Source organism: Maricaulis sp. (assembly GCF_030149235.1).
In the GTDB taxonomy this organism is placed as follows: Bacteria; Pseudomonadota; Alphaproteobacteria; order Caulobacterales; family Maricaulaceae; genus Maricaulis.
The window spans coordinates 40967-65715 of record NZ_JASBRW010000038.1 but is presented as its reverse complement, the minus strand read 5'-3'; the positions used below and the strand labels follow the sequence as shown (position 1 = coordinate 65715).

16 protein-coding genes are annotated in these 24749 nt (G+C 64.0%); 15 read left to right on the top strand and 1 reads right to left on the bottom strand.

Features of this window, described 5'->3' with window-relative positions:
• A partial coding sequence (locus tag Q1V51_RS05860; protein ID WP_300554102.1) for an S-(hydroxymethyl)glutathione dehydrogenase/class III alcohol dehydrogenase occupies positions 1-1101 on the bottom strand: 1101 nt, incomplete at its 3' end.
• Between the two features lie 306 nt (positions 1102-1407).
• Between Q1V51_RS05860 and Q1V51_RS05855 the strand changes: the two genes are divergently transcribed.
• The 15 genes from Q1V51_RS05855 (at position 1408) to Q1V51_RS05785 (ending at position 24618) form a co-directional block, all read left to right on the top strand.
• Positions 1408-9432 carry an Ig-like domain-containing protein gene (locus Q1V51_RS05855; RefSeq protein ID WP_300554101.1) on the top strand — a complete coding sequence of 2675 codons (8025 nt, stop codon included), beginning with the start codon at positions 1408-1410 and terminating at the stop codon, positions 9430-9432.
• A gap of 125 nt (positions 9433-9557) precedes the next feature.
• Positions 9558-11159: a GspE/PulE family protein gene (locus Q1V51_RS05850; protein WP_300554100.1), complete on the top strand. Its 1602-nt coding sequence runs from the start codon at positions 9558-9560 to the stop codon at positions 11157-11159.
• Entirely contained in the window at positions 11156-12367 is a 1212-nt protein-coding gene (locus Q1V51_RS05845; protein ID WP_300554098.1) for a type II secretion system F family protein, read from the top strand. Before Q1V51_RS05850 ends, Q1V51_RS05845 begins: the two co-directional genes overlap by 4 nt.
• Positions 12367-12813, top strand: a complete 447-nt coding sequence (gspG, locus tag Q1V51_RS05840; protein ID WP_300554096.1) for a type II secretion system major pseudopilin GspG — start codon at positions 12367-12369, stop codon at positions 12811-12813. Before Q1V51_RS05845 ends, gspG begins: the two co-directional genes overlap by 1 nt.
• Entirely contained in the window at positions 12791-13252 is a 462-nt protein-coding gene (locus Q1V51_RS05835; RefSeq protein ID WP_300554094.1) for a type II secretion system protein, read from the top strand. The genes gspG and Q1V51_RS05835 overlap by 23 nt, the downstream gene beginning before the upstream one ends.
• Positions 13245-13622: a hypothetical protein gene (locus tag Q1V51_RS05830; protein WP_300554092.1), complete on the top strand. Its 378-nt coding sequence runs from the start codon at positions 13245-13247 to the stop codon at positions 13620-13622. Before Q1V51_RS05835 ends, Q1V51_RS05830 begins: the two co-directional genes overlap by 8 nt.
• Positions 13619-14221: a prepilin-type N-terminal cleavage/methylation domain-containing protein gene (locus Q1V51_RS05825; protein WP_300554090.1), complete on the top strand. Its 603-nt coding sequence runs from the start codon at positions 13619-13621 to the stop codon at positions 14219-14221. Before Q1V51_RS05830 ends, Q1V51_RS05825 begins: the two co-directional genes overlap by 4 nt.
• The gene (locus tag Q1V51_RS05820; RefSeq protein WP_300554088.1) at positions 14214-15164 is read left to right on the top strand and encodes a hypothetical protein; all 951 of its coding nucleotides are present in this window, start codon (positions 14214-14216) and stop codon (positions 15162-15164) included. Before Q1V51_RS05825 ends, Q1V51_RS05820 begins: the two co-directional genes overlap by 8 nt.
• Positions 15157-15705, top strand: coding sequence for a hypothetical protein (locus Q1V51_RS05815; RefSeq protein ID WP_300554086.1), 549 nt, complete (start codon positions 15157-15159; stop codon positions 15703-15705). Before Q1V51_RS05820 ends, Q1V51_RS05815 begins: the two co-directional genes overlap by 8 nt.
• Positions 15695-16117 (top strand): hypothetical protein, encoded by a 423-nt coding sequence (locus Q1V51_RS05810; protein WP_300554084.1) that lies wholly within the window; start codon positions 15695-15697, stop codon positions 16115-16117. Before Q1V51_RS05815 ends, Q1V51_RS05810 begins: the two co-directional genes overlap by 11 nt.
• A gap of 62 nt (positions 16118-16179) precedes the next feature.
• Complete coding sequence (gene gspD / locus Q1V51_RS05805) at positions 16180-18222, top strand: type II secretion system secretin GspD (RefSeq protein ID WP_300554082.1); 2043 nt, start codon at positions 16180-16182, stop codon at positions 18220-18222.
• 4 nt (positions 18223-18226) lie between these two features.
• Entirely contained in the window at positions 18227-19024 is a 798-nt protein-coding gene (locus Q1V51_RS05800; protein ID WP_300554081.1) for a type II secretion system protein GspK, read from the top strand.
• Positions 19021-22158, top strand: coding sequence for an FG-GAP-like repeat-containing protein (locus Q1V51_RS05795; protein WP_300554080.1), 3138 nt, complete (start codon positions 19021-19023; stop codon positions 22156-22158). The genes Q1V51_RS05800 and Q1V51_RS05795 overlap by 4 nt, the downstream gene beginning before the upstream one ends.
• Complete coding sequence (locus Q1V51_RS05790; RefSeq protein WP_300554079.1) at positions 22155-23363, top strand: hypothetical protein; 1209 nt, start codon at positions 22155-22157, stop codon at positions 23361-23363. The genes Q1V51_RS05795 and Q1V51_RS05790 overlap by 4 nt, the downstream gene beginning before the upstream one ends.
• On the top strand, positions 23356-24618 hold the full coding sequence (locus Q1V51_RS05785) for a tetratricopeptide repeat protein (protein ID WP_300554078.1): 1263 nt from the start codon (positions 23356-23358) through the stop codon (positions 24616-24618). Before Q1V51_RS05790 ends, Q1V51_RS05785 begins: the two co-directional genes overlap by 8 nt.
• The last annotated feature ends 131 nt before the right edge of the window (positions 24619-24749 follow it).

Sequence of the window (24749 nt, the reverse complement as noted above, 5' to 3'; positions counted from 1 at the left end):
CACCACGCTCCGGATGCTCTTGCCCGCATGCATGAGATCGAAGGCCGTATTGATCTCTTCCAGCGGCATGGTGTGGGTGATCAGGTCGTCGATATTGATGCGGCCGTCCATATACATGTCGACGATCCTGGGCACGTCGGTACGGCCCCTGGCGCCGCCGAAGGCGGAACCGCGCCAGACGCGGCCGGTGACGAGCTGGAAGGGGCGGGTCTGGATTTCCGCGCCGGCCGGTGCGACGCCGATGATGACGCTCTCGCCCCAGCCCTTGTGGCAGCATTCCAGCGCCGCGCGCATGACCTCGACATTGCCGATGCATTCGAAGGAATAATCCGCCCCGCCGCCGGTCAACTCGACCAGATGGCCGACCAGGTCGCCCTGGATCTCCTTCGGATTGACGAAATCGGTCATGCCGAACTGGCGGGCCATCTCCGCCTTGGCCGGATTGGTGTCGACGCCGACGATCTGGCGGGCACCGATCAGTTTCAGGCCCTGGATCACGTTGAGGCCGATCCCGCCGAGCCCGAAGACGACACAGCTTGTATTGGGCTCGACCTTGGCGGTGAACATCACTGCGCCAATGCCGGTGGTGACGCCGCAGCCGATATAGCAAATCTTGTCGAAGGGCGCGTCCTTGCGCACTTTCGCCAGCGCGATCTCGGGCAGGACGGTATAGTTCGAGAAGGTCGAACAGCCCATATAGTGCAGGATTTTCTCGCCCTTGTAGGAGAAGCGCGAGGTGCCGTCCGGCATCAGGCCCTGGCCCTGGGTGGCGCGGACTTTCTGGCAGAGATTGGTTTTCGGGTGCAGGCAATAATCGCACTCGCGGCATTCCGGCGTGTAGAGCGGAATGACGTGGTCGCCGGGTTGCAGCGAGGTGACGCCGGGGCCGGTTTCCACCACCACGCCGGCGCCCTCATGGCCTAAAATGGCGGGGAAGGCGCCTTCCGGATCGGCGCCGGAGAGGGTGAACTCATCGGTATGGCAGATACCGGTGGCCTTGATCTCGACGAGGACTTCGCCGGTTTTCGGGCCTTCCAGGTCAACCTCGACCACTTCCAGCGGTTTCCCGGCCTCGAAGGCGACAGCAGCGCGCGTTTTCATCTCTCATCCTCCCGGTTTGTCGTCTCGTGCCCGAGCATGCCGATTTCCCCGGTGCGGGAAAGGTCAAACTTGGCCCTTGCGAAATTTTCGTCTCAAGGCTGCAGGCGAATTGAGTTTTCGGAAAAAACCCTCGTTTCGGACACGAAACCTCTTTTGCGGGGTATTTCCCTGGTATAGGGTGTATCTGCGTTCCTAAGAGGGGGACTCGCGAGAAACGCGTTCTGTTGCTTTATGTTACGGCTAATCCACTGATTCGTGGACGTGATACGCAATGTGAGCGCGCTTCGCCTATGGGGGGAATAGACCATGCTGTCGCTCGATCAATTCAAGGCTGTCGTTAACTCTACTGGCAAGCTGGTGCGCTCTGTCGCATTGGCCGGGGCAACGGCCTTGGCGATGGCCAGCGGAGCACAGGCGCAGGACCCGGACTTCGTGTCCGCAGCAGCCAGCGAGTTCCCGACGCCTGATCCCAACATTCCCGATATTCGACCCGGAGACACGGTGCGCATCCAGTACCAATTCCTCGATACAGGATTTGCTCTCGACTTTGCTGACGGCGAGTTTTCGGTCTTCCTTGATGCAGCCATCCCCCTGGCTGCGGCGCAGGCCGGCACGCTGAGCACCGGTGCTTGTGATCTCGACAGCGAGGCCGTTGCCAGCGGCAGCGGGACAATCGGCTTTAGCGGTCTGTCCCAGGCCGGAGCGGGTTTCATATACTGCACCGTTCTCTTCGATTTCACCGTTCCGGCCTCGACCCCGGCCGGCACCTATTCCGTTTCCGCTTCATCGCTGACCGGTATCGCTGATCCCGATGGTGCGGCGACGCCGTTCACGCTGGTTATCCCAGATGTCGATGTGGTGGTCGTGACCGACACGGCCGCACCGAATGTATCGATTACCGGTCCCGACGGTCCGGTCAGTGCGGCCTTCAATATCAATGTCGGCTTTATTGACTCCACCACGCTCAACGGTGAGGCGGTCAATGGTTTTGACGTCAGCGACCTCACTGTCACAAACGCAACGGTTGCTCTGACCGGCGGTGGCGGCGGTGATGGCGGTGGCGCCGTGTTCAGTGCCAATGTCGAAGTGACGCCGACCGGCGGCACCCCGATCACGGTCGAGCTACCGGCAGCGACGGTGACTGACCTGGCCGGAAACGACAATAACGCCTCCAACCTCTTCTCGGTTGCTTATGACGCCTCGCCGCCCGTGCCGTTGAAGGACCAGATCGATTTCACCGCCGAGTTCATCGACGATCCGATCGCGCCTGATGCGGCCGCCACGTTGCGTTTCACGCTGGCTAACAACTCGGCGGAAGATTTGTCCAATGGCGTCTTTAGCCAGAACCTGACAGCGGCGATGTCCGGTGCGTCCAGCACCAGCGGTGCCTTGAACGATATGTGCGGCACCGGCTCTTCGCTGTCCGGCACCACCTTCCTCATTGCCGTCGGCCTGAATCTGGCAGCGGGCGATAGCTGTAGCTTCGATGTGGTCATCGACACGCCGTCGAGCGCACCTGCAGGTGTTACGAACTTTGCTACCAGTGCGTTGAGTCTGACGCTCGCCACGAGCGGTGGCGTTGTTGATGATGCGGTCGCTCCGGGTCTCGAGATTGCCGGCGCTGAGGGTACGGGAACGATCGACTTCTCCAAGGCGTTCACCAATGACCCGGCCGAGCCGGGCGATAATGTGACCCTGGAATTCACCATCTCTGCCGCCGGCAGCTTCACCACGACCGGGCTGGCGTTTACCGATGATCTGGACGCGGTTCTCTCGGGTCTGGCCTCGACCAGCGGTACGCAGACTGACGTCTGTGGTGTCGGCTCGTCCCTGTCCGGCACCAGCACGCTGACGCTGACCGGGGGTAATCTCGGCCAGGATGAAAGCTGTACCTTCTCGGTCACGGTCGCCGTCCCGGGTGGCGCGACTGTTGGCGATTACGTCAATACCACCAGTAATCTGTCCGCAACGCGCTCCGATGTCGGCGCGGTCACCATCTCCGGCGCGACGGACACGCTGTCCATCCAGGTTCCCGCGCCGACCTCGCGTATTGAAGGCCCGTCCGGCCCGCTCTCCGTGGCGTCGAACTTCAATGTCGACCTGCTCTTCAGCGAAGATGTGACCGGCGTCGATGCCGGCGATTTCACCCTTACCGGTGTGACGCTGGCCGGCATTACCCCGGTCAGTGCTGCCGAATACACGGTCGCCTTGACCCCGACCGGCGTTGGTACGGCTGAAGTTCAGTACAATGCAGCCGGTGCCCAGAATGGTAGCGGCGCAGACAATACCGCGTCCAATAACTTCACCGTGGCCATCGCCGTCGCCGCGCCGGAAGCCACGACGCTCGGCCTCGGCGTGGAAATCGCCAATGGCGATGCGACCCCCGGCGCTACTGACGGCACCTTCATCGGGACCGCCGATGTCGCCTCCGGTACGGCCAGCCGCACCTTCACCATCCGCAATGACGGCACCACAGACCTGACTGTCGGTACGGTAACGCTGACGACGGGGACGGACTTCTCCATCACCAGTCAGCCCTCCAGCCCGGTCGCAGCCGGCAATTCGACCACGTTCGAGGTCACTTTCGACCCGACCGCGATCGGCAGCCGCTCCGACACGCTGTCCTTTGCGACCAATGATGCGGATGAGAACCCGTACACGTTCGGCATTTCCGGGTCTGGCGTTACCGGTCCGGAAATCAATGTCGTCGACAGCACCGCCACGCTGAGCATCCTCAATGGCGATGCGACCCCGGCCTCCGCTGACGGCACCGATTTCGGTTCGGTCAATATTTCCGGCGCCACACCGACCGCGACCTTCATCATCCAGAATACCGGTTCGTCCGACCTGACCCTGGGTGCCAATGCCGTCACGATTTCGGGTAGCACCGACTTCACGGTGACCTCTCAGCCGGCCTCGACGATTGCTGCGGCCGGGACCTCCTCTTTCGTGGTCACTTTTGATCCGAGCGCGGTTGGACCGATCAACGCCTCGGTCTCGATCGCCAATAATGATACCGACGAGAACCCCTACATCTTTGGTCTCACCGGTTCCGGTTTCGACAATGAGGCCCCGTCCGGCTTCACCGTCGCCTTCGATGCGACCGGCTATGGCCCGTCGAACTATACCAATGCCTCCTTCACCCTGTCTGATCCGGAGCGCCTGACCGATTACGCCTACTCAATCAGTTCGAGCGGTGGCGGCACGCCGGTCACGGGTACGGGTACGCTTCCGGCGCCGGCCTCGCCTGGTGAATTGAATGAGTTCGACTTTACCGGTCTTGATCTGTCCGGCTTGTCGGAAGGTACGCTGACCGTATCGCTGACGCTGACTGATCCGTCCGGCAATACGTCCAGCCCGGCGACCGATACGGCGCCGCTTGACCTGACCCAGCCGAGCGTGGCGATTACCAATGGTTCGGTTGACCCGGTGTCCGGTGCTTTCACCGCCACCTTCACCTTCTCGGAAAGCGTCACCGGCTTTGTCGTTGGCGACATCACTGCGGGTAATGCAGCCCTGTCCGGTTTCTCCGGTTCCGGTGATACCTATACCGCGACCGTGACCCCGTCCGCTGATGGCGCGGTAACGCTCGACGTCGCTGCCGGTGTTGCCGCTGACCAGGTGGGCAATACCAATACCGCCGCGACGCAATTCTCCGTCACCAATGACGAAACGGCGCCGACGGTCATCATCAGCTCGACCTCGTCCGACCCGGTCTCCGGTGCCTTCACGGCCACGTTCACCTTCTCCGAAAGCGTGACCGGATTTGTCGTCGGCGATATCACGCTGGGCAATGCGGTCGCTTCGGGCTTCTCCGGTTCCGGTGATACCTATTCGGCCACCATCACCCCGTCAGCTGATGGCGCGGTGACCGTCGATGTCGCTGCTGCTGTGGCCCAGGATGCGGCCGGCAACGACAACACCGCCGCGACCCAGTTCACGCGCACCAATGACGAAACCGCGCCGGATGTTTCCATCGCGACCGGTTCGTCCGACCCGGTGTCCGGGGCCTTTACCATCACCGTGACCTTCACCGAGAGCGTCACCGGTTTCGTGGTCGGTGATCTGACTGTCGGCAATGGTGCCGCCTCCGGCTTCTCCGGTTCCGGCGACACTTATACCGCCACCATCACCCCGTCGGGCGACGGCCAGGTCTCTGTCGACATCAATGCTGGTGTCGCCACGGATGCCGCGGGTAATGGCAATACGGCTGCCACCCAGTTCGCCATCACCAATGACGAAACCCCGCCGAGCGTGGCGATCACGACCGGTTCGTCCGATCCGGTGTCCGGTGCCTTTACGGCCACCTTCACCTTCTCGGAAAGCGTCACCGGCTTCGTGGTTGGCGATATCACGCTGGGCAACGCGGCGGCCTCGGGTTTCTCCGGTTCCGGCGACACCTACACCGCAACCATCACCCCGGCCGCTGACGGTGCGGTGACGGTCGATGTCGCCGCTGGCGTGGCCAATGATGGCGCGGGCAACGGCAATACGGCCGCGACCCAGTTCACCATCACCAATGATGAGACCCCGCCGACGGTGACCGTTTCCTCTACAGCGACCGGTCCGACCAATTCGGCCTTCACCGTCGATATCGTCTTCTCGGAATCGGTGGCCGACTTCGTTGTTGGCGACATCACGGCCAGCGCCGAGCTGACCCTGTCCGGCTTCAGCGGGTCCGGAACGACCTATTCCGTCACCGCAACCCCGATCGCGGATGGTGCAGCGACGGTCGACGTCAATGCCGGTGCCGCCTCTGATGCCGCGGGCAATGGCAATACCGCCGCGACCCAGTTCACCATCGATGTCGATGTCACGGCCCCGACCGGCTTCACCGTCGGCTTCACGGGCCTGGATACGCCGTCCTTCAACGCGGTCACCGCGCCGAACGGCTTCTTCGACTTCACCGGTGCGGAAACCGGCACGACCTATAATTACAGCTTCACCTCCGATAGCGGTGGCAGCCCGGTCACCGGATCCGGCACGGTCACCTCTGCGGGGCAGAATATTTCCCCGATCGACCTGTCCGGCCTGCCGGACGGTACGCTGACCCTGTCCGTCACCCTGACGGATGCGGCCGGTAACGTCTCCACGGCGCAAACCGCCACGGCTGCGCTCGACCAGGATGGCCCGTCTGTCGCCATCACCGGTCCGACCGCAACCCAGATCGGCGCCTTCACCATCGATGTCGTCTTCTCCGAAGCCGTCACCGGTTTCGAGGTTTCCGACCTGACGGTGGGCAATGGTGCCGCGTCCGGCTTTACCGGCTCCGGTACGACCTACCAGGCCACCATCACCCCGGCAGCTGACGGTAATGTAACCGTCGATATCGCCCTGGGTGCCGGCCAGGATGCCGTGTCCAACCCGAGCGAGGCGGCGACCCAGTTCTCCGTCGCGGCTGACATCACCCCGCCGACCGTGGCCTTTACCGGCCCGACGGCGATCCAGTCCGGTCCGTTCACCCTCACCATTGACTTCTCTGAAGACGTGACCGGCTTTGCCGCCATCGATGTCGATGTGATCAATGGTGTGCTCTCCGCTTTCTCCGGTTCCGGAGACAGCTGGACCGCTGAAGTCACGCCGACCGCGGAAGGCACGCTGACGGTCGATATTCCGGCCGGTCGCCTGACCGACATTGCGGGCAACAGCAATACGGCAGCCTCGCAGTTCAGCGTCGACACCGACCTGACCCCGCCGGACGTGATCATCGCGTCTGTGGCAACGGGTGTGCAGACCGGTCCGTTCGATGTGAGCTTCACCTTCTCCGAAGCTGTCACCGGCTTCGAGCTGGCCGACATCACGGTCGGCAATGGTGCGGCTTCGGCCTTCACCGGCTCGGGCACGACCTATGGTGCCACGATCACGCCGGCCGCTGACGGCGCGGTGACGGTCGATGTTGCTGCCGATGTGGCGACCGATGGCCCGGGTAATGGCAATACTGCCGCGACCCAGTTCTCCCTCGACGCAGACGTGTCTGCGCCGACGGTTGTCAGCGTGGTCGCGTCCGATGCCCTGCTGGGTGTCGCCGATGTCGGCACGCCCTTCACCCTGGCAGTGACCTTCTCCGAAGCGATGGACCCGACCACCGTTCCGGCGATTGATTTCGGTTCGGATGATCTGTCCGGCACGCTGACCTTCACCTCTGGGGCCTTCTCCAGCGGCGACACGGTCTACACGGCGACCTATGCAGTGGCGGATAATGGCGACAATATCACCGATATTGATGTCACCGTGACCGGCGGTGCCGATGCCAATGGCAATGCCCAGACGGATGGTACCGAGACCGATATCTTCTCTGTCGACATGCGTCGCGGCACGGTCACCATCGCCACCTCCATAACCGGTGCAGCGGACGGCACGTTCGATTACACCGGCGATCTTGGCGACTTCTCGATCACCACGGTGGCGCAGGCCGGCTCCTCGATCTTCAGCGATCTGGCCGAGGGCAGCTATGCCGTCGTGCTCGATGATTTCGGCGACTTCACGCTTGATGCCATCATGTGTACCGGCGGTTCCACGACCGTTGATACCGGCACGGGAACGGCGAATATCACCCTGTCCCCGGCGGACTCCGTCACCTGTGACTTCGAGTTCACCGCGGATCCGAAGATCGACGAGACCGCGATCCCGGATGTCGAGATCACCTTCGCGTCCCTGACCGATGATCCGACGACCGAGAGCACGACTTTCAGCCTGGACAATACCGGCGGTGCGGCCTTCTTCTTCACCGCTGCGACCGACCAGCCCTGGCTGACGATCGACCCGACCTCGGGTTCCATCCCGGCTTCCGGCTCGCTGGAATTCACCGTCAGCTTCACCGCTGCGGTACTGGATCTGGCTCCGGGGACCTATTCGGCCAACATCACCATCACCGAGGTGGTTCCGTCCGGACAGGAGGGCGGCTTGGCCAAGGCCAATACGCTCGACACCATCGTCATTCCGGTCACCATCACGCTGGAGCCGCGTGAGGGCAGCCTGACCATTGTGGCAACGACGGCTCCGTCGATTGCCGGTGAGGGCAGCTTCTCCTACGCCTCCGATATCACGGCGGTGAACGGGCTGACGCTGAATACCTCCAACGGTACGGCCAGCTCGGCCGGCTTCACCGTCCTGCGCGGCACCTATGCCATCAGCCAGGCGGCAAATGCGGAATGGGACCTGTCGGCCATCACCTGTACCGGTGATACCGATGGCGGCAATGTCGTGGACCTGGCCAATGGCACCATCACGATCGACCTCGATCCTGAAGAGACCATGGTCTGTACCTTCGCCAACGTCCGCAACGAGGCCTACATCCAGGAAGTCACCCTGTCGGCGATCCGCTCCTTCATGGCAGCCCGTGCCGACCAGATCCTGACCAATTCGCCGCGCCTGGCGCAGCGCATGCGGTCCGGTGACGAAGCCACGACGCCGAACCATTTCTCGGCTGACTTCCGCGATGGTCGTTTCCAGGCCAACTTCTCCACCAGCCTCAACGCGATCCGCGCGGCAAACGAGAAGTCCATGCCGCAAAGCGATGTCCTCGCAGCGAACAACCAGGGCGGTGTCGGTTCGACCGATATCTGGTTCCAGGCCACCTACAGCTCGGTTGACGACAATCGTGCCGGTCTCGATGCGGAAAGCGATTTCGGCATCTACTATCTCGGTGCCGACATGATGGTCTCCGAGGATGTGATGATCGGTGCCCTTATCCAGTGGGATACGGCTGAGACTGTCACCGGCGCCCTGCGCTCGCGGGTTGAGGGTGATGGCTGGATGGCCGGCCCGTATATGGTCGCCCGCCTGTCGGAGAACCTGTATTTCGACGCACGCGGGGCCTACGGCCAGTCGGAAAACCAGGTCAATCCGATCGGGACCTATTGGGATGACTTCGAGACCGACCGCTGGTTGCTCGAAGCCAACCTGACCGGTGACTATTTCTCGGGTGGCTGGCGTATCTCTCCGGAGATCGGCCTGGCCTATTTCACCGAGGAGCAGAGCGCCTATACCGACAGCCTCGGCTTCACCATCCCGTCCCAGGACATCACCATTGGCCGCCTGAACTTCGGCCCGGAATTCGCCTACCGGATGGACAATCCGAATGGCGGCTATTTCGAGCCCTATGTCCGCGTCAACGGTGTCTGGGATTATGATGATGCCGACGTCTACAACTCCAATGGCGTGCTAACGAGCCTCGGCGATTTCCGCGCGGACGCCCGCCTCGGCTTCAATGCCGAACTGAGCAATGGCGGCATTCTCTCCGGCGAGGTCTCGGTTCAGGGCCTGGGCGAGAGCGATCTGGAAGCCAACAGCGCCATGGTCCGTGTCCGCCTGCCGCTCAGCATGCAGTAGGCCGGCATGACCTTGAACAGTGCAAAGCCGCGGCGGTCTCCGCCGCGGCTTTCGCATTCCAGGGTCCCGTACAGCCACAGGGCCTGGCGCTAGCCCCGGCGACCGGCCTGCCGTAGACTTTCCTCATGAGCACGATCCGCGACCGCCTCGACCAATTGCAGACCCAGGGCCGTCTTTCGACGGCCGATGCGGCGCATGCGCTCGAGCTGGCGGAGCGTACCGGAGAACCGGTCGACCAGATCATCTCCCAGCTCGGGCTGATGTCGGAAACCATGCTCGCCGAAAGCTTTGCCAGCGAGGCCGGGCTGGCGCTCGCCAGCGATGCCGATCTGCGGACCGAAGACGGACCGGATGACTGGCGCCGCGAGCTCAACGCGGAATTCCTGCGGCGCGAGCGTATCCTGCCCTTGCGTCTCGACGGTGAGGCGATCATTGCCGCGGTCGTCGATCCGGCGCATCGGACGGCCATTGACGGTCTCAGCTTCGCCCTGAGACGGCCCGTCCGGCCCCTGGTCGCCACCATCTCGCAATTCAACGCAGCCTATGAGGACCGGTTCGGCCAGGTCATGGCCGAGGACGGGCTCGATGCGGTCGATGTTAGCGCCGATGCGGAACGCCTGCGGGACCTGGCCGGCGCGGCGCCGACGGTGCGCCTGGTCAATGTGCTGATCACGGCCGCCGTGAAAGCGCGCGCCAGTGATATCCATATCGAGCCCGGTGCCCGCGATGCCGGGGTGCGCTTCCGGGTCGACGGGGTGTTGCGCGATGAGCGATCGCTGCCTGCGGCCCAGGCGCTGGCGCTGATCTCGCGTATCAAGGTCCTTGCCGATCTCGATATCGCCGAGCGCCGCCGCTCCCAGGATGGTCGCCTCAGCCTGCCGGTCGAGGGGCGCTCGATCGATCTCCGGGTCTCGGTCGTGCCGGGCCAGTTCGGCGAGGGCGTGGTGATCCGCCTGCTCGATCCCGATGCCAGCCTGCATGAACTTACCGAGCTCGGCTTTTCCGAGCAGGTCACCCAGCTGGCCAGCCGCGCCCTGTCCAAGCCGCATGGCCTGATCCTGGTTACCGGCCCGACCGGCAGTGGCAAAACCACCTCGCTTTACGCCTTCCTGCGCCGGCTTGCCGATGGCGAGCGCAAAATCCTCACCATCGAGGACCCGATCGAATACCGTCTCGCCGGCATCGCCCAGTCGCAGACCAATCCGGCCATTGGCGTGACGTTTGCCAGCGCTCTGCGCTCCTTCCTGCGCCATGACCCTGATGTCGTCATGGTCGGCGAGATCCGCGATACCGAGACAGCCAAGACCGCGGTCCAGGCGGCGATGACGGGCCATCTCGTTCTCTCCACCTTGCACACAAATGATGCGCCCTCGGCCATTTTGCGGCTGATCGATATGGGGGTGGAGGACTATCTGCTAGCCTCGACCCTGGTCGGCGTGATGGGGCAGCGCCTGGTCCGACGGACCTGCCAGACCTGTCAGGGCACGGGATGCGAAGCCTGTGAAGGCACCGGCTATAAGGGGCGGCTGGCGTTGGCCGAGGCCTTTGAAGTCGATGAAGAGCTGCGCAGCGCTATCCGCGGCGCCCGCTTCGAGCATGAATTCCAGCCGGCGCTTGAGGCCCAGGGCTTTGTATCCATGGCCGAGGACGCCGAGGCGAAGTTGCGCGACGGGCTGACCTCGCCCGAGGAGATCCGCCGAGCCATTGGGGGCGTAGGCCCGCGATGAACGAACCGGCCCGCATCTGGCGCTATCTGGGTGAAACCCGCGACGGCGAAACCGTGCGCGGCGAGCTCGCCGGTCGCGATGAGGCCGATGCCCTTAACCAGGTGCGTCGGCTGGGCGTCACCCCGATCGATGTGTCCCCGGCCCGGGTCAGTTTTGCGGCTTTCAGCGGTTCGCGGGCGCGTCTTAGCCCGGCCGAGATCGAGGCCTTCGTGCGCGGCCTCGCGGATCTGTTGCAGGCCGGGATCGGGTTAGCCGAAGCGGTCAATAATCTGGCCCAGGGCGAAAAACGCCGGGTCCTGCGGCGCTTCCTCGAGCGCCTGTCGGCCCGTATCATGGCGGGCGAGAGCCTGACCGCGGCCCTGTCCAGCGACCCCGCCCAGCCGCCCAACCTTTTGATCGGTCTAGCTCGCGCCGGTGAGGAAACCGGCGATCTCGGTGCGGTGCTGCGGCGCTATGCCGACCAGATCGAGGCGGAAAACGAGATGCGCCAGACCCTGATCGGGCAATTGGTCTATCCGGCCGCTCTGGTCGGCTTCATTTTCGTGACGCTTTTGTTTCTCGCCTACATCGTGTTGCCACAATTCGAGACCGTCTTCGCCAACGCGAATGCGACCCCGCCGCCGCAAACCGCTTTCGTCTTCGCGGCGGGCAGTTTCCTGCGTGATTTCGGGATCTGGTTGCCGGCGGCGGTGATCGGCTTGGCGATCGGCGTGCAGATGCTGGCCCGGACCTATCCAGACGTTCTCGACCGGGCTCGGCTGGGGCTGCCGGTGCTGGGTTCACTGACCCGGAAGGGGCTGGCGGCGCGTTATTGCGGGGCACTGGGCTTTCTTCTGGCTTCCGGGGCACCGATGGCGCGGGCCGAGGCCGTGGCGCGGGCCACGCTGGACAGCGCCTTGGCTCGAGCGCGCCTGGATGATGCAGCGTCGCGCTTGCGCGCCGGCACGGCATTGTCGAAGGCTCTGGCCGGCACGTATCTGTTTGAGGCGGAAACCCTGCGTCTGGTCGCCCTCGGGGAGAAGAGCGGTGAACTGGCAGCCATGCTTTCGCGGGCGGCCCAGCTCAGCCAGACGGCCCAGGAGCGTTTCGCCGGTCGAGCGCTCAACCTCATTGGCCCCGGCCTGACAGCCCTGCTTGGCCTGGCGGTTGGCGGTGTAATCCTGTCGGTGATGTCCGGCGTTCTCAGCTTGAATGAAGTGGTGTTCTGATGACCCAAGCCAATCCGAATGAGATCCTGCGCTGTGGCGACAAGGAGTCCGGGATTACCCTGTTGGAGATCCTCGTCGTGCTGCTGATCATCGCGCTTCTCGCGGCACTCGTGGCACCGAATGTGATGCGCTATCTCGGGCAGTCCCGGGGCCAGGTGGCGGAAGCCCAGATGGCCTCGATCGCGACCTCGCTTGAGCTCTACTATATCGATATGGGCCGATATCCGCGGGCCGAGGACGGACTGCGCGTGCTGGTCGAGGCGCCGGAAAACAGCCCGATGTGGCAAGGCCCGTATTTCCGCGAGGAATCCGGTCTCACCGACCCCTGGGGGCGACCCTATCTCTATACGCTGGAAGAGACCGGCGACCGTTTCACCATTCGCACGCTTGGTAGCGATGGCGAGGAAGGCGGCGAGGGAGAAAATGCCGATCTCTCACGCAGCTGATACGCGCCGGTCGTCTCAGGCCGGCTTTACCCTATTTGAACTCCTCATCGCGCTGATCGTCATGGCGACCGCCCTGACCCTGGTCGGTGTTTCGCTGTCGGGCCGGTCGCAGGGCTGGGCCCTGCAGCGCCAGTCCGACCAGCTGGCCGATGATCTGCGCCGGGTACGTCTCTTGGTGAGAGGACGGGGCGAGCCGGCGGTGATCATGATTGCCGAGGATGGCTATCGCATCGACATGCTCGGCGTTGAACGGGTCTGGAGTGAGGGCCTGACGGCGCGCTGGCAGCGCGATGATGGTGACGGGTTCAAGCCCGCCGCGCGGGTTTTTCTGCCCCCCGAACGCCTCGCCTGGCCGGCGCTTGAGGTCGAGCTGGAAAACGCTGCGGGCCGGCGCGTGCTGCGGGTGGACCCGATCACGGGGCGGGTCAGCGATGACTAGGCCGAGCGAGGGCGGATACGTGTTGACCGAGGTGCTGGTTGCCAGCGCCATTGCAGCGGCCGTGATCGCTATGGCCATGACCGGCATGACGGGCGCCTTGCGGGCCGGTCAGCGGGCGGAGGCGGTTCAGACCGCGACCATTGAGGCCCAGAATATTGCCGCACGCCTGCGCGCCGGCCTGCCGCCAGAAACAACGGCTGAGCTCTATCCGGATTGGCAGATCGCCATCACCCCAGTCGATCGCCCCGTCGATCCGCGCACAGGCGCGGTGATGAGCCGGGCCAATCTGACCCATACCGGATATGCGGCGCTTTCCTTCGAGATCATCTATCTCGAACCGGGCCGCCTTAATCCGGGAGGCGAGCCATGAGCGAGCGGCAAGCCGGCTTCACCCTGATCGAAGCCCTGATCGGTATCGTGCTGATGGCCTCCATATCGGTAGGCCTGGTGCTGGTCCTGCGCGGCATGACCGACGCCCAGGCCGGCGTGACGCGCCTGGCTGCGGGACAGGAAAACCGGGTCCTGCTCAATGAGACGCTGCGTGATGCGCTGACTTATTCTTATCGCGGGCCCAACGGCGCCAATGGGGCATTCGAAGGTAGCAGTCTGGGTTTTCAGACCCTGGCCCAGCTGCCGGGCCGGATGACGCCGTCGCAGGTCAATGTGCAGGTGCAAGGCGATGCTGTCTCGATGACGCTGACACCGTTGGGCGCGATCAATGCGAATACCGATGCGGTGATGCTGATCGATGGCCTATCGCGGGCCCGGCTGGCCTATTACGGTAAGCTGGAAAATACGGATCGTGCGGCCTGGTATGACAGCTGGCCCGGCCCGGACCTGCCGCGGCTGGTGTCGCTGGAGATCGACGAGCCCGGCCGCGGTGCCTGGCGGGTCGAGGCTCTGGTCGGCGGCGGCGCCCGGTTCGATTGCGATTTCGATAGTGATGCGGGGGCCTGCCTGGATGGCTGAGCTGAAAATCTCGGATAGCGCCCTGACCGGCGGGCTGACGACCCTGTCGGCCTTCATCGCCGCACGGCTGGCCGATCTTCGCGCCTTGGTGCCGGCTTTCTTGCGGGGGCTTGGCCGTCGTGACCCGGTCGAGATTGTCGAGCTGCAAGCCGATGGCGGGTTGAAGCGCGTCGGTCTTGTTGAGTGCAGCTGGCTCGGCGAGCCGCGCCGGACGCAAGGTGGGCATGAAGCCAAGCCGGATGCGCGCCTGGTTCTGATCGCGCCGGAGCGCCAGTTCCGTCGCCGCGACAGGATCAGCAGCACCGCTCTGCGCCGCGGCCGCCGCGCTGTGGCCCTGCGCCTGGCCGACCTCTCGCCCCTGCCGCCCGAAGATGTGGCGTTTGGCTATGAGGTGCTTGGCGAGGCCAATGGCATGGCCGAGATCGAGCTGGCTCTGGTCCGGCGCAGCGATTTCGAACAGGCCCTGGCGGCACTTGAAGGCCGGCCTACAGGACGGATCGCCGGGGAGGTGGCCGCCGATGGCGCGGCCCGCTTCCAGTTCGGCGCGCACCGTCCCTGGGATGGCGCGATGAAACTCCTGCGACGTGCCGGCCTCGTCTACGCTGCGCTGCTAGTCTGCCTGATCAGCTGGAATGCCCAGCTCGAGATTGCCAATGCCGAGGCCCAGTCGGCCCGATCTGCGGCGATCGCGGAAATCCGCCAGCTGCGCGCCCGGGCCGAGGCGCTGGAAGCCATCGCCGGGGCGCCGGCCCCGGTATTGGCGCATGTACTCGATGTCGCTGCCTCCGCCGCCAGCGATCCGGAGCGTCCCGACAGCGTGCATCGTCTGCGTTATGAGGGCGGCGACCAGATTGTCCTTGAGGGCCAATTCCATGACGGGGAAGTGGGATTCCGCCAGACTCGTCTTGTTCTGCCTCTGTATCCGGAGGACGGTGATGAATAGTCCGGCGCTGATACGCATGGCCGGGGCGTTGGCCCTGCCTGTCCTGGTGCTAGCCCTGGCCATGCCGCTTGTGTTTGCCGGCCGCGAGCTTGCAGCCTCACTCAGTGCTCGCGCCGGCCTCGCCAGCGAGGTTGCCCGGCTCGACGTAGCCGAGGCACGTCTTGCCCAGACCCTCGAGGCTACGCTTGAAGCAGCCGGCCTGGAGCCTGCCGCGCTGGATATGCGCCTGTCGCAAGGCATCGCCGAGGGCGAGTTAAGTGAAGGACTGGCGGCCTTTTCCGAGGCCTTGGCCAATGCTCCGGTCGATATCCTGCGGGTGACGGAAATCTACGATCTGCCGCTCACGACCGAGGCGGCCAGCCTCGCTGCGGATATCGCCTTTATTGCCGATGCGCCGACCGCGCTGACCTTGCTGTCCGGGCCGGCCTTGATCGATCTCGATGTCATGGAATTCGAGCTCCTGGCGCTGGCCGATGGCCGTATCCGGGTCAGTCTGACCATGGCCTGTCGCTATCAGCTGGAGGCCGGCAATGCTGCGTGACCGGGGAGACATATTGGCGATCGGCCTAACCGGCCTGTTGCTGCTTGGCGCGGTCCTGTCCTACTGGCCCGGACCGGCGGCCATCAGCCATCCGACGTCGCAAGCCGGGTTGGGGTCGGATGATCACAAGGCCGAGACCGTCTCGCTTGAACCGCTGGCCGAATGGGTGCAACCGGGCCGCATAGGGGCGCAGAACCAGACTGTCCGCCAGGCCTCGCCGCTTGAGGATTACCGCCTCATTGGCCTGGTCGAAACCGAGGACCAGACCGTGGTTCTGGTGTCCGGCTCCGATGGTGTTGTGTCCCTGCGCCTGGGCGAGGAGCTCGAGGGCTTTGTCCTGGTTGAAATTACCGGCCGCGGGGCGCGCTTCGATCAGGGCTCGCAATCGGTACTGCTGGAGCTGAACGAGTAAGGTTAATTCGCTGGAGACGCTCACAGATTGCGTCTAAACTGCACGCTGTGCAGGGGGAGCGTATGAAAATTCACGGCTATTACAAAGGGTTTGCCGCGGCGCTGTCTGCGCTGGCGCTGACGGGCTGCGCAACCGGCCTGACCCTGCCCGGTCGCCAGGCTGACCCCGCACCGGTGTCGCTACCGGCAGAACGTGTACAGGCCGCGCCGCTTGAGCGCGCCGTCACGCCCGAGCCGGCCGCTCCGCAAGCTGATCCGGTCGCCGAGCCGGAACGCCTGGTGTTTTACCAGGAGCGCAATGTCCGCGGTGCCCTGTCGCGCCGGGGCGGATCTGATCTCGATGACCGCACCATGCGCCTCGAATTCGTTGATGCTCCCGTGGTCGATGCGGTGCGAGCCATTATCGAGGAAGCGCTGGGCCAGCCGGTCATGGTTGCGACCGGTGTCGAGGGCCGTATCACCCTGACCGCGGCAGAGCCGACATCGGCCCGCACAGCGCTGACGGCGCTGGAAACCGTGCTGTCGGAAAGCGGTTATGCGCTTGTCGAGCGCGAATCCGGCTTCCTGCTGACCCAGTCCGGCGAAGTTCGGGCGAATTTGAGCGGCAGCGGCCAGATCGGTTATGGCGGGCTGGTCCTGCCGGTCGAGCATACCAATCCGAGCTCAATCCTGACGCTGATTGACCCCTTCCTGTCCAGCCGCGTCGAGGCTGTGCCGCGTGATGAAGAAGGCGTGTTGGTACTGGCCGGGCCGGCTTCTGAAGTCCGCGCTGCCCAGGATGCGGTCCGGACTTTTGACCGGCCGTTCCTGACCGATCGCGTCTTTGGCATGTATGAGCTTCGCTACGTCAACGCCCAGGCTGCCAAGAGCGAAGTTGATGCGGTATTGACCGGGATGGGTATGGCCTCCGGTGCGGTGCGGACCATCGCCCTGCCGCGGCCCAACCTGCTTTTTGTCGCCGCCCGTGATCGCGCCGGTTTCGAGCAGGTTCGCGAACTGGTCGAGCGTTTCGATACGCCGTCTGGTGGCGATGAGCGCCGGCTGCGTTACTACACTGCCCGCAATGCGCCGGCTGCTACGCTGGCGTCCCAGATTACCGCCGCGTTCGCTGGCGGCGCGGCCGGTGATGGCGCGGTATTCCAGAGCACGCTCGCTTCTGAACGCGCTGCCGATTCCGGTGAGGTCCGGGATGAGGGTCCTGAGGGGCGTCTCGCGATCATCCCCGACCAGCTGAATAACGCCCTGATCATCCGGGCAACGGACCAGGAATACCGGGAAATTCTGGAGCTCCTCGAGCGCATGGATGTCATGCCGCCGCAAGTGCTGATCGAAGCGACCATCGCCGAGGTGCGGCTGGTTGATGGGCTGAATTTCGGTGTGCGCTGGTTCTTCGAGAACCAGAGCGGTGATGGCACGTCGAACATTTCCTTCACGGATAATGCCAATGGCACCGCCAATCCGACCTTCCCGGGCTTCAACTACGCCTTTACCGGTGCGGACCTGACGGCGACGCTTTCGGCGCTCAATTCGCTCACCGATGTCACCGTGCTCTCGGCGCCGTCGATCATGGTGCAGAATAACCAGACCGCGAACCTGCGCGTCGGTGATGAAGTGCCGATCATTACCCAGACGGCGTCGGCGGTGACCGATCCCAGCGCGCCCATCGTCTCGACCGTGGAAATGCGCGATACCGGCGTGATCCTGGAAGTGACGCCGCGCATCAACGCCTCCGGCGTGGTTGTGCTCGAAGTCGACCAGGAAGTTTCCAGCGTGCGCCCGACGACCACATCCGGGATCGACAGCCCGACCATCCAGACGCTCGAATTCACCTCGACCGTCGCGGTACGCTCGGAGCGGACAATTGCCCTCGGCGGTCTGATCCGCGAGAGCCATTCCGACAATGAGAGCGGCATTCCGCTGCTCAGCCGCATTCCCGGCGTCGGCAATGCGTTCAAGGATCGCAGTCTGAGTAGTGAGCGCAGCGAGCTGGTGATCTTCCTGACGCCGCGAATTATCGAGAACGAGCAAGATGCTGCTGATGCGCTGTCGCACATGCGGCGTGAACTTGAAGCTCTGGAAGCCCGCCAGCCCAACCTGTTCGACTAGCCCGATGACCTGCGACCCGCCCCGCAAAGATACCGGTAGCGCTCTCCTCTATGTCCTGTGGACCTCGCTCCTGGTGGCGGTTCTGCTCGCCGGGGCCACGGGACTGGTGCAGCAACAGGCCCGGATGACGGCGGCACAGCGCCTGGACAGCCAGCTCGACGCGCAGCTCAGCTCGGCCCTTGATCTGGTCGCCTTCGACCTGGCCCTGTCCGGCCGGGCCGCGATCGGTGATCTTCCGCGCAGTTTTCCGCTCGAGGGCGGGCAGGTCACGGTCTTCCTCGCCCGGCAGCAGGGGCTGATGGATATCAACATGGCCGACGAGACCCGCTGGATGGATCTGCTGCAGCGCGCCGGTCTCGCGCCCGGCCGGGCCCGCCGCCTGGCCCAGGGCATACTCGACTGGCGTGATAATGATACCCAGGCCCGGCCCGAGGGCGGCGAGGCCGGTGCCTATCCCGATGGCTGGCGCCGCAAGCCGGCCAATCGCCCCTTCGTCTCGGTTGAGGAATTGCTTGCGGTGCGGGGAATGAGCCCGGCGCTCTGGTCGTGCCTTTCTTCCCAGCTCACGGTCTTTGGCGGGACACCGCAGCCGCAGGACCAGACCGGATTGAATGCTGACCTCAATGACCTGACCGGCGTGCGCGTCGCACTGCTGGCCCGTGTGGAAAGCGAGGGTGGCCGCAGTCGGGAACGCTTCGCGTTGGCACATTTCGGGGCCAGCGATGCTCGCCCGTTCGAGTGGGTGGCACAGGCGCCGGAAAGCCTGGGGAACCAGATCTGTAACGAGGAGAGTGAATTGTGACGACCCTGACCTTGCGCTCGGACCAGGGACGGTATGTCCGGTTGGCCCTAGCCGGCTTGCTGGTTGTCGTTCTGGCGGTCATGTTCTGGACCGGTTCGCGTTATCCGTCACTGGATGAAAAGGCGATGATGTCCGGCGCGATCACGCTGGAAGATCCGCTCAGCTTCGAGGCGGTGATCCCGGTGACGCCGGACCAGCCCTTCTTGCAGCGCTGGTCCTACTCCTCGGTCAACTGGATCGATACCAACAAGAAGGGCATGACGTTCGGCTTGTTGATGGGCGCCGCCTTCCTGACAGTGCTGGGCTATTTGCGGCGGCGCAGTTTCTCCGGACCCTTCGCCAATTCGCTGTACGGCATGGTGTTGGGGGCGCCGCTTGGCGTTTGCGTCAATTGCGCCGCGCCGATTGCCAAGGGTCTCTATCAAGGGGGCTCGCGGGCCGAGACGACGCTGTCGGCCATGGTGGCCTCGCCGACCTTGAATTTCGTCGTGCTGACGATGGCCTTCTCCATCCTGCCCTTCTACATCGCCGTGACCAAAGTGGCGCTCAGCCTGTTGGTCATTCTCATCGGTGTGCCGATCCTGTGCCGTTTCATTCCGCCGGAAAAACTCCTGCGCACCGTTGATGACGGGCGTGCCGGGCCTGAGGCGCCCACGGCGTCCGGTGATGATGACGATGTTTTTTTGGAAGAGGACCTGACCTCGGCCCTGACGGGTTTTGTCCGCGATTATGCACGGAACCTCTGGTTCATCATCCGGGTCGCCGTGCCGCTGATGATCCTGGCCGGTGTGCTCGGGGCGCTGGTCGCCAACCTCCTGCCGCCGGACGCATTGGCCGGGCGCGAGTCGAGCCCGCTGCTGCTGGTGATCGCCGCAGTCGCCGGCACGTTCTTCCCGGTGCCGATCGGGTTTGATGTTGTGGTCTCCGGTGCCTTGATGAATTCCGGCGTCGGGCACGGCTATGTCATGACCCTGGTCTTCACCCTTGGCAGCTTCTCGGTCTACTCCTTCCTCATTGTCGGCGGCGCTATTGGCTGGCGTGCAGCCTGGATGCTGGCCGCAATGGTGGCCGTGCTCGGCCTCTTCGCGGGTTTCGGCGCCGATGCCTGGCACCGGTATCAGACCGCGCGGGCGCTGGACCTTCTCAGTGCCCCGATCGAGCAGGTCGAGACCCGGCTCGAACAATCCTCAACCGCCGACGAGCCTGTCGCTGCCACCGCAGCCCCCGCCGCCGGCGGAGCGACGCGGATCGAGGTCGAGAGCACGCCCTTCAACCCGGTCTCACCGGCTGGGGACACGATTTTCACCCGGCAGGAAGCCTGGCATATCGGCATTGATCACGGGGTCGAATTCTCCTTCGGTGATATGTGGCCGCCTTTCTGGGAAGGACGCAGCATATCCTCCGGCGATATTGATGGTGACGGCGATATCGACCTGGTTTTCGCCTCCACGCGCGGTGGTCTCTACCTCTACAGCAATGATGGCAGCGGCGAGTTCACCCGCATGCCGGTCGATCTCGGTGCCATTGCGGACATGCCGGTTTTCAATGCTGTCCTCGTCGATATCGACAATTCTGGCTATCCTGACCTGTTCCTGACGACCTATCGCGAGGGTGTCTACGTCCTGCCCAATACCGGCGGCACGTTTGATGTGTCGCAATTGCGGCCCGTCGCCAATCGCGAGAATGCGCCGCTGGTCCTGGCGGCCAGCTTCGGCGATGTTGACCGGGATGGCTATATCGATGCCGCTCTCGGAAACTGGGCGGCTGGCTGGTATCGCCGCGTCCCGGGCGAGGAATCGCGCAATCGCATCCTGTTCAATGATGGCGGTCGTCTGTCCGGTGGACGCTATCACGACCTGCCGGGTATCCCCGGTGAAACCCTCTCCATCCTGCTCAGCGATATCAACAATGATGCCGCGCTCGATCTCATTGTCGGCAATGATTTCGAGGTGCCGGATTACTTCTATATCGGCGATGGCCGTGGCGGGTTTGACGCCATTACCTATCAGGACGGGGTCATACCGATGACCACGACCACCACCATGTCGTTGAGTTCGGTCGATTTCACCAATGACGGCAATATGGAGCTCTACGCGGCCCAGATCGCCGGCCGGGCCTCGGGCATATCGAGCCGCTTGCGGATGCAGCCGATCGAGGATTACTGCCTCGACATCGAACGGGCCGAAGACCGCGCCGTGTGCCAGGAAAATATCGACATCAAGAGCTGGTATCGCGCCGGCAACAGCCTGGATCCGGCCAATGCCCGCCGTTGCGCCGAGCTCACCGGGGTGATGCAGGCGGAATGCCGGGCGATGATGATCAAGGACCTGGCCATCCAGAGCAATGATCCCGGCCTTTGTCGACTGATCGCGACCGACCAGACTCGCATCCGCTCTTATTGCGATCTGCATTTCTGGCCCTCCCGGACCATGACGGCGCGTGAACAGGACGAGGCTGTGCGCCAGATTCTGGCTCGGAATGTCCTAATGGAGCTTCGTGAGGACGGCCGCTACGACGAGACGGCCGAGGCGCGCGGGCTTGAGATTGGCGGCTGGAGCTGGGATGTCTCAACCGGCGATTTCGATCTCGATGGCTGGCAGGACGTCTACATCGTCAACGGGACCTGGGTGCCCAATGAGGTCACGCCGTCCAATATCTTCCTGCGCAATCGCGGTAATGGCGATTTTGAGGAGCTCACGCCGCAATGGGGTCTGGAAGACTATCTGATGACGGCCGCGGCCTCGCTGGCCGATTTCGACGGCGATGGCGATCTCGATATCCTCACCGTTCCGGTCAACGGGCCGCCGGTGCACTTCCGCAATAACGTGCAGGATGCCAATGCCCTGGCGGTCCGGCTGGTCGACGAGGCCGGCAATCGTGACGCCATCGGTGCCCGTGTCGAGCTGCGTACGGATGAGGGGCTGCAGGTGCGTGAGCTTCAGCTTGGCGGAGGCTTCATGTCATTTGACGCACCTGTGGCGCATTTTGGTCTGGGCGATCAAAGTGCGGCTGACAGCCTGTCCATCCGCTGGCCGGATGGCTCGACAACAGAATTGAGCGAGCCGCTGGCAGCGGGTTCGACCTATACGATCACCCGGCGCCTGGACGCGCCGGTCGGGGAGAGAAGCGAATGAAACGCGAATATGTCTTCGCTGGCGCCGGCGGCGTCGTGGTGCTGTTGGTCATAATTGCCTGGCTGGTGACACGCGGCGGCGACACGCCGAGTGAGTACTCGATGGCGGATGCCGAGGAAGCCTTCGCTTCGACCGATTATGCGCGGACCGCGGAAATTCTCGCTGAACTGGCTGAAGAGGATAATCTGCTGGCCCAGTATCGCCTGGGCATGATGTATCTCGACGGACGCGGTGTAGAGCCGGATGCTGATCGCGCGGCAGAGTATCTCGCCCGGGCCTATGCCGCTGAATATGCACCGGCCGGTGAAGCGCTGGCGGGGATGTATATCGAGCGAGCCGAGGCGGCGGACAGCCTCGAGGCCGGGGTCGAATGGTATCAACGCGCTGTCGATGTCGACAGTATGGAAGCGATGACCGTGCTGGGGTCCTATTATCTGTCGGGCACGGCGGTCGCGGCTGACCCGGAGCGGGCAATCGAACTGCTGGCTCGACCAGCCGCGGCCGGCGACGTCCGGGCCCAGTCCAATCTCGGTTATGCCTATCTGACCGGTCGGGGGGTCGCGCAGAGCGATGCCGAGGCCTTCCGCTGGTACCTGGCGGCTTCCGAGACCGGCCTGGTCCGGGCCCAGCCTATCCTGGGCATGCTGTATGAGACCGGGCGCGGCACTGAGCGCAATATCCCAGAAGCGGCGCGTTGGTATCTCAACGCGCTCAGCGCCGGAGCCCCGGGTGTCGATGCCCGGCTGGGCGCCCTGATTGCCAATGGTGAAATGCCGGTTCAGTCCGAGTTTGACGCCGTGTCCTGGGTCGGGGCTGCGGCTCGCGGCGGTCATGCGCCTTCGGCTGCCTGGCTGGAACAGGCGGCCGAGAGTGGCGATCCGGATGCGCTCGCCGTGCTCGCCGAATTCTATATCGAGGGGGAGGTCCTGCCCCAGAACGCGCGACGCGGACTGGATTTTCAGAGCCGGGCTGCCGAGGCCGGCTCGGCCCGGGCGCAGCTCGCCATGTCGCAGCGTTTTGCCACCGGCGATGGGGTCAATCAGGATTATGTCCAGGCCCATATCTGGTCCAATCTGGCCGCTGCGGCCGGCATCGACGGGGCTGCAGAGCAACGCGATGCCGTTGCGCGCTTCCTGAGTCCGGAAGAGCTTGAACAAGCGCAGGAGTCCGCTACCGAATGGCTGGAGCGCGCCCGCAATGACTAGGCCTGTGCTGCGCACGGTCTTGCTGGCCCTGGCCGGTAGCGCGGGCCTGGCTCTTGCGCCCGCCAGCCTGGCTCAGTCCACGTTCCAGGAAGAAGTCACGGCCGCCATCGCGCGTGGCGATGCGGATGCCGCCCTCGCATTGGTGCTGCCGCGCGTCGAGGCCGGTGAGGCGGAAGCCCAGCTCGCCTACGGATCGATGCTGCTCAATGGCACTGGATTGCCACAAGATGATGCCGCTGCGATGGATCAGTTTCGCGCCGCCGCCGAGCAGGGCCTGGGAGCGGCGATGAATGAATACGGGCGGGGACTGACTATCGGCCGTGGCCGCCCGGCTGATTTGCCCGCGGGCCTTGAATGGCTCTCGCGGGCGGCAGCCTCGGGCGATGCCTCCATGGCGCATGATTACGCTGTTGCTCTGGAGGCCTATGGCGGTGAGAGCCGACTGGGCGAGGCGCTCGACTGGTACCGGCGCGCCGCAGAGCAGGATTTTGCCCCATCGGTGACAAGTCTGGGTGTTCTTTATCTCGACGGCAGGGGTGTGGAAGCCGACCCCGGCCGGGCGTTCAACCTGTTTCGCCGTGCCGCCGAAGCGGGCGATGGCCGAGCGCAGAATAATCTGGGTCTGATGTATTCGCGCGGGACCGGTGTCGAACGGGATTATGAAGCGGCTGTGGTCTGGTTCGAGCGGGCGGCGGCGCAAGGGCTACCCCAGGCTTTGCGAAATCTTTCAGTACTTTACGAGAATGGCTTCGGGGTGGATCTTGATGAGGCCTTCGCCGTTGAGCTTTTGCGCCAGGCACGGGCTCTGGAGGGCGAATCATTCCGTGACCTCCTCCTCCGCACCGGTTTTCCGGTTGATCCACGGCTGGTGCGGCCGGATTGGACACAGGCGGTTTCGGCCTCCGAGGTGCAGGCGGCGCAGGCTGGAGACATCGTCGCGCTTTACCTGACCGGGTTGCGCTATCTGGGAGGGTTTGGCGTCCAGCTCGACGCACCGGAAGGGGTCCGAAGACTTGAGCGGGCGGCGCGCGGCGGGCTGGGGAGTGCCGCACTGAATCTGGGTTTGCTCCATGCGCGGGGGCAGTTTGTTCCACAAAACTACCGAACCGCATATTTTTGGTTTTCGCACGCCGCTCTACTTGGGGTCGCTGGTGCTGCCGAGTTGCGCGATGCACTCGCCTTGGAAATGTCCCGAGAAAGCCTGCAGCAAGCGCAGCGCGATGTGCAGGAATTTCAGCGATCATTGCAGCAATAGCCCGGCTTGCCCCGGGGGCGGCGCCCCGTTTTTCTAGACGCGAGGGCGCTCTACCAGAGCGCGTGCTTCGCCACAAAAAATTACAAATTTAAACTGTAATGCGCTCGGGAATTGTGTATTAATGATGATAT

Excerpts from the sequence above, each read along its gene's own strand:
- Q1V51_RS05855 (WP_300554101.1), top strand. The coding sequence starts at position 1,408 with ATGCTGTCGCTCGATCAATTCAAGGCTGTCGTTAACTCTACTGGCAAG.
- Q1V51_RS05850 (WP_300554100.1), top strand. The coding sequence starts at position 9,558 with ATGAGCACGATCCGCGACCGCCTCGACCAATTGCAGACCCAGGGCCGT.
- Q1V51_RS05845 (WP_300554098.1), top strand. The coding sequence starts at position 11,156 with ATGAACGAACCGGCCCGCATCTGGCGCTATCTGGGTGAAACCCGCGAC.
- gspG (WP_300554096.1), top strand. The coding sequence starts at position 12,367 with ATGACCCAAGCCAATCCGAATGAGATCCTGCGCTGTGGCGACAAGGAG.
- Q1V51_RS05835 (WP_300554094.1), top strand. The coding sequence starts at position 12,791 with ATGCCGATCTCTCACGCAGCTGATACGCGCCGGTCGTCTCAGGCCGGC.
- Q1V51_RS05830 (WP_300554092.1), top strand. The coding sequence starts at position 13,245 with ATGACTAGGCCGAGCGAGGGCGGATACGTGTTGACCGAGGTGCTGGTT.
- Q1V51_RS05825 (WP_300554090.1), top strand. The coding sequence starts at position 13,619 with ATGAGCGAGCGGCAAGCCGGCTTCACCCTGATCGAAGCCCTGATCGGT.
- Q1V51_RS05820 (WP_300554088.1), top strand. The coding sequence starts at position 14,214 with ATGGCTGAGCTGAAAATCTCGGATAGCGCCCTGACCGGCGGGCTGACG.
- Q1V51_RS05815 (WP_300554086.1), top strand. The coding sequence starts at position 15,157 with ATGAATAGTCCGGCGCTGATACGCATGGCCGGGGCGTTGGCCCTGCCT.
- Q1V51_RS05810 (WP_300554084.1), top strand. The coding sequence starts at position 15,695 with ATGCTGCGTGACCGGGGAGACATATTGGCGATCGGCCTAACCGGCCTG.
- gspD (WP_300554082.1), top strand. The coding sequence starts at position 16,180 with ATGAAAATTCACGGCTATTACAAAGGGTTTGCCGCGGCGCTGTCTGCG.
- Q1V51_RS05800 (WP_300554081.1), top strand. The coding sequence starts at position 18,227 with ATGACCTGCGACCCGCCCCGCAAAGATACCGGTAGCGCTCTCCTCTAT.
- Q1V51_RS05790 (WP_300554079.1), top strand. The coding sequence starts at position 22,155 with ATGAAACGCGAATATGTCTTCGCTGGCGCCGGCGGCGTCGTGGTGCTG.
- Q1V51_RS05785 (WP_300554078.1), top strand. The coding sequence starts at position 23,356 with ATGACTAGGCCTGTGCTGCGCACGGTCTTGCTGGCCCTGGCCGGTAGC.